Origin of the sequence: Citrobacter sp. HN-141 (assembly GCF_033341895.1) — a bacterium.
GTDB lineage: Bacteria > Pseudomonadota > Gammaproteobacteria > Enterobacterales > Enterobacteriaceae > Citrobacter.
On record NZ_JAWPBF010000042.1, the window covers coordinates 1 to 4,492 of the forward strand.

The window sequence follows — 4,492 nt, forward strand, 5'->3', positions numbered from 1 at the left end:
CGCCATAAACTGCCAGGCATCAAATAAAGTGAAGAAGCCCATCCTGACGGATGGGCTTTTTTGCGTCTGTGCGGGATGAAACCCGCCGGATGCGGCGTGCCGCCTTATCCGGCCTACAGCCGTTGTTACCTGGGTGTAGGCGCTGATAAGCGCAGCGCATCAGGCACATCACATGCAAAGCCATATCCTGAACCTCCATAACACAAGCCATCCTGCGGTATATGCGGTAAACTAGGCGCGATTTTGCATCAGGAAAGCGTCTATGAATCACTCCCTTAAAGCCTGGAATACCTTCGGCATCGATCAACAAGCTAACGAACTTGTCTGCGCCGAAAATGAACAACAATTACTGAATGCCTGGCAATCAGCCAATGCATCGCATCATCCAGTACTGATCCTGGGCGAAGGGAGTAACGTCCTGTTTCTTGATACCTTCCAGGGTACGGTGATCGTCAACCGTATTAAGGGTATTGAGATTACAGAACAACCTGATGCGTGGCACTTGCACGTAGGCGCGGGTGAAAACTGGCATCATCTGGTCCAGCATACGTTGCAGCTTGGTATGCCTGGGCTGGAAAATCTGGCACTCATTCCCGGCTGCGTGGGTTCATCGCCAATCCAGAATATTGGTGCCTATGGCGTAGAGCTGCAGCGCGTCTGCGAATACGTAGACTGCGTAGAGCTTTCGACTGGCAAACATCTGCGCGTTAACGCCGCAGAATGTCGTTTTGGTTATCGTGACAGCATCTTCAAACATGAATACCAGGATCGCTTCGCAATTATTGCTGTTGGTCTGCGTTTGCCTAAACAGTGGCAGCCCGTTTTGACTTACGGTGACCTGACGCGTCTGGATCCTGCAACCGTGACGCCTCAGCAGGTTTTTGATTCTGTCTGCCATATGCGTACGACAAAACTGCCCGATCCGAAAGTAAACGGTAATGCAGGAAGCTTCTTTAAAAACCCGGTTGTCACCGCAGATATTGCGCAGGAGCTCCTGGCAAAATTCCCGACTGCACCTCATTACCCGCAGGCCGATGGTTCAGTGAAGCTGGCCGCTGGCTGGCTTATCGATCAGTGTCAGCTCAAAGGTATGCGCATTGGTGGCGCAGCGGTACATCAACAGCAGGCACTGGTGCTGATCAATGCATACCGTGCGACCAGTCAGGATGTGGTGCAACTTGCACATCATGTACGCAAAAAAGTCGGTGAGAAATTTAATGTCTGGCTCGAACCAGAGGTCCGGTTTATTGGCTCGCAGGGTGAAATGAATGCTGTGGAGATCATTGCATGAAGGATAATACCGTCCCTCTGACGCTTATTTCATTACTCGCTGACGGCGAATTTCATTCCGGTGAGCAGCTCGGTGAAAAGTTGGGAATGAGCCGTGCCGCAATCAATAAGCATATCCAGACGTTACGCGACTGGGGGGTTGATGTCTTTACTGTTCCAGGTAAAGGATACAGCTTACCGGAGCCTATCCAACTATTAGATGCCTCCCTTATTCATTCTCAACTGGATGGCGGGAATATCTCTGTTCTGCCGGTTATCGACTCAACCAATCAGTACCTGCTGGATCGAATAGGTCAACTGGAGTCAGGGGATGCCTGCGTCGCTGAATATCAGCAGGCCGGGCGCGGCCGCCGTGGTCGCAAATGGTTTTCACCGTTTGGTGCCAACCTGTACCTTTCCATGTTCTGGCGGCTGGAACAAGGACCGGCTGCCGCGATTGGCCTGAGTCTGGTTATTGGTATCGTCATGGCTGAGGTTTTACGCGATCTGGGGGCGGATAAAGTCCGTGTGAAATGGCCTAATGATCTCTACCTGCTCGATCGAAAACTGGCCGGTATATTGGTTGAGCTCACCGGGAGGACTGGTGATGCCGCGCAAATTGTTATTGGTGCCGGCATTAACATGTCTATGCGTCGGGTCGAAGAGAATGTGGTTAATCAGGGGTGGATTAACCTGCAGGAAGCGGGTATCAACATTGACCGCAATACCCTTGCTGCCCGACTGATACGTGAGCTGCGTGCTGCGTTGGTACTGTTTGAGCATGAGGGCCTGGCGCCGTATCTGTCCCGCTGGAAAAAACTGGATAACTTTATCGACCGCCCGGTAAAACTTATTATTGGTGATAAAGAAATATTTGGCATCTCTCGTGGAATAGACGCGCAAGGTGCATTACTGCTTGAGCAAAATGGCGAGATCAAACCCTGGATGGGTGGAGAAATATCGCTAAGAAGCGCTGAGTAATAAGAAGGGGAGCATCGGCTCCCCTTTTTTATTTATTTTCTTAACCTGACTTGCTCAACGGCATGATTGGCGCTTTTGGTCATAATCAAGCTGGCTCTTTCACGAGTTGGCAAAATATTTTGCTTTAAATTCAGCCAGTTAATTTCTTTCCATAGCGATGTGGCGGTGTTGATTGCCTCGTCTTCCGACAATTTCGCATAGTTATGGAAATAAGAGTCTGGGTTGGTAAATGCCCCTTCGCGGAATTTCAGGAAGCGGTTGATATACCACGTCTGGAGTAATTCTTCTGGCGCATCAACATAAATAGAAAAGTCGACAAAGTCAGAAACAAATACATGATGCGGGTCGTGGGGGTAATCCATTCCGCTTTGTAATACATTTAACCCTTCGAGAATCAATATATCCGGCTGGGCAACCGTTTTGTCGCCATCAGGGATCACATCATAGATCAGATGAGAATAGACCGGGGCAGTGACGTTAGGGACGCCTGACTTTAGGTCGGAAACAAATTTTACCAGACGGTGCATATCATAAGACTGGGGGAAGCCTTTCTTCTTCATGAGTCCGCGTTCTTTCAACACCTGGTTTGGGTGAAGGAAACCATCGGTCGTAATCAGCTCAACTTTGCGGTGCTCTGGCCAGCGGCTCAGCAGTGCCTGCAAAACGCGCGCGGTTGTACTTTTACCCACCGCAACACTGCCTGCAATACTAATGATATAAGGAATACGCTGGCCGTTTGTGCCTAAAAATTGCTCCAGAACAGCCTGGCGTCGCAGGTTTGAACTGATGTAAAAATTTAGCAAACGCGATAGAGGCAAATAAATCTCAGCAACTTCTTCCAGCGATAAGTCTTCGTTAATGCCTTTCAGACGAGCAATCTCTTCCTCGGTCAGGGTCATCGGCACTGAATCACGAAGCGCAGCCCACTGGTTGCGATCAAACTGTAGGTAAGGCGACGTTAACGCTTGCTCTTTTATACTCATACGCATGGTCTGGCTGTCATTGCTATATCAGGTCAGTGATAAAAAACGAAATCATCCCCGGCACGCAATGGCACGCACATTTCAGTTAATTTGGACAATGGGCAGGAGGGTAACACCAGATGAGGGGGAATAATAAGAAAAAATCGTCCCCTGAAAAGCATTGTGACGAGTATTCCAGATGTATAAAGATGTGCTTTCTCTCTGCCCGGACGTGAATAACGGAGCAAAACCCTCTCCGGTTATAACGCCCAACGTTGGAAATTTGTGCAATTCAGACAAGAAATAGATTATTTATCGGACGTATAGTGCAAAATGTGAGCGGAAGAACATTTTATGCAATTTTTTAGTTGCATGAGCACGCAGGTATCCATAAAATGCGCGCTACTTGATGCCGACTTAGCTCAGTAGGTAGAGCAACTGACTTGTAATCAGTAGGTCACCAGTTCGATTCCGGTAGTCGGCACCATCAAGTCCGGTGGGGTTCCCGAGCGGCCAAAGGGAGCAGACTGTAAATCTGCCGTCACAGACTTCGAAGGTTCGAATCCTTCCCCCACCACCACTTTCTGGCAGCGTTATCGCCGCCTGAGTTGGTTAAAAAATTTAATCAGCTCAAACATAAAAGAGAGAAATCTCTTTTTTGTTACAGAAAGAACTGGGTAGCCGAGTTTCAGGATGCGGGCATCGTATAATGGCTATTACCTCAGCCTTCCAAGCTGATGATGCGGGTTCGATTCCCGCTGCCCGCTCCAGACGTGCTGATATGGCTCAGTTGGTAGAGCGCACCCTTGGTAAGGGTGAGGTCCCCAGTTCGACTCTGGGTATCAGCACCACTTCACTTCTCCTTCCCGTTTCTCTCTGTTTACTTTTAAAAGCATTCAACAGCTCAGGTATATTGCCTGGTTGATGTGGTGATATCACCGATTTATCCGTGTCTTAGAGGGACAATCGATGTCTAAAGAAAAATTTGAACGTACTAAACCGCACGTTAACGTCGGTACTATCGGCCACGTTGACCATGGTAAAACAACGCTGACCGCTGCAATCACTACCGTTCTGGCTAAAACCTACGGCGGTGCTGCTCGCGCATTCGATCAGATCGATAACGCGCCGGAAGAAAAAGCACGTGGTATCACCATCAACACTTCTCACGTTGAATATGACACCCCGACTCGCCACTACGCACACGTAGACTGCCCGGGCCACGCCGACTATGTTAAAAACATGATCACCGGTGCTGCGCAGATGGACGGCGCGATCCT

Annotated in this window: 4 protein-coding genes, 4 tRNA genes and 1 pseudogene; 7 read left to right on the forward strand and 2 right to left on the reverse strand. The window is 49.3% G+C overall.

Annotated elements, in window-relative coordinates:
• Positions 1-262 precede the first annotated feature (262 nt).
• Positions 263-1,291, forward strand: coding sequence for a UDP-N-acetylmuramate dehydrogenase (gene murB / locus RYZ59_RS24330; protein ID WP_318051098.1), 1,029 nt, complete (start codon positions 263-265; stop codon positions 1,289-1,291).
• Positions 1,288-2,250, forward strand: a complete 963-nt coding sequence (gene birA / locus RYZ59_RS24335) for a bifunctional biotin--[acetyl-CoA-carboxylase] ligase/biotin operon repressor BirA (RefSeq protein WP_318051099.1) — start codon at positions 1,288-1,290, stop codon at positions 2,248-2,250. Before murB ends, birA begins: the two co-directional genes overlap by 4 nt.
• A 32-nt stretch (positions 2,251-2,282) precedes the next feature.
• Here the strand turns inward: birA and coaA are convergent, their stop codons facing one another.
• Together coaA and RYZ59_RS24345 are read right to left on the reverse strand one after the other, a co-directional pair.
• Positions 2,283-3,233 (reverse strand): type I pantothenate kinase, encoded by a 951-nt coding sequence (coaA, locus tag RYZ59_RS24340; protein ID WP_202037219.1) that lies wholly within the window; start codon positions 3,231-3,233, stop codon positions 2,283-2,285.
• Between the two features lie 290 nt (positions 3,234-3,523).
• Positions 3,524-3,604, reverse strand: a pseudogene (locus tag RYZ59_RS24345) (hypothetical protein); the annotation flags it as partial.
• A gap of 19 nt (positions 3,605-3,623) precedes the next feature.
• Between RYZ59_RS24345 and RYZ59_RS24350 the strand changes: the two are divergent.
• From RYZ59_RS24350 to RYZ59_RS24370, 5 genes are all read left to right on the forward strand, one after another.
• Positions 3,624-3,699: transfer RNA gene (locus RYZ59_RS24350), tRNA-Thr, on the forward strand.
• A gap of 8 nt (positions 3,700-3,707) precedes the next feature.
• A tRNA-Tyr gene (locus RYZ59_RS24355) sits at positions 3,708-3,792 on the forward strand.
• A 115-nt stretch (positions 3,793-3,907) separates the two neighbouring features.
• Positions 3,908-3,982: transfer RNA gene (locus tag RYZ59_RS24360), tRNA-Gly, on the forward strand.
• A gap of 5 nt (positions 3,983-3,987) precedes the next feature.
• Positions 3,988-4,063 (forward strand) — tRNA-Thr (locus tag RYZ59_RS24365).
• Between the two features lie 118 nt (positions 4,064-4,181).
• Positions 4,182-4,492 (forward strand): GTP-binding protein (locus tag RYZ59_RS24370; protein WP_000031691.1); only part of this gene is annotated, 311 nt, incomplete at its 3' end.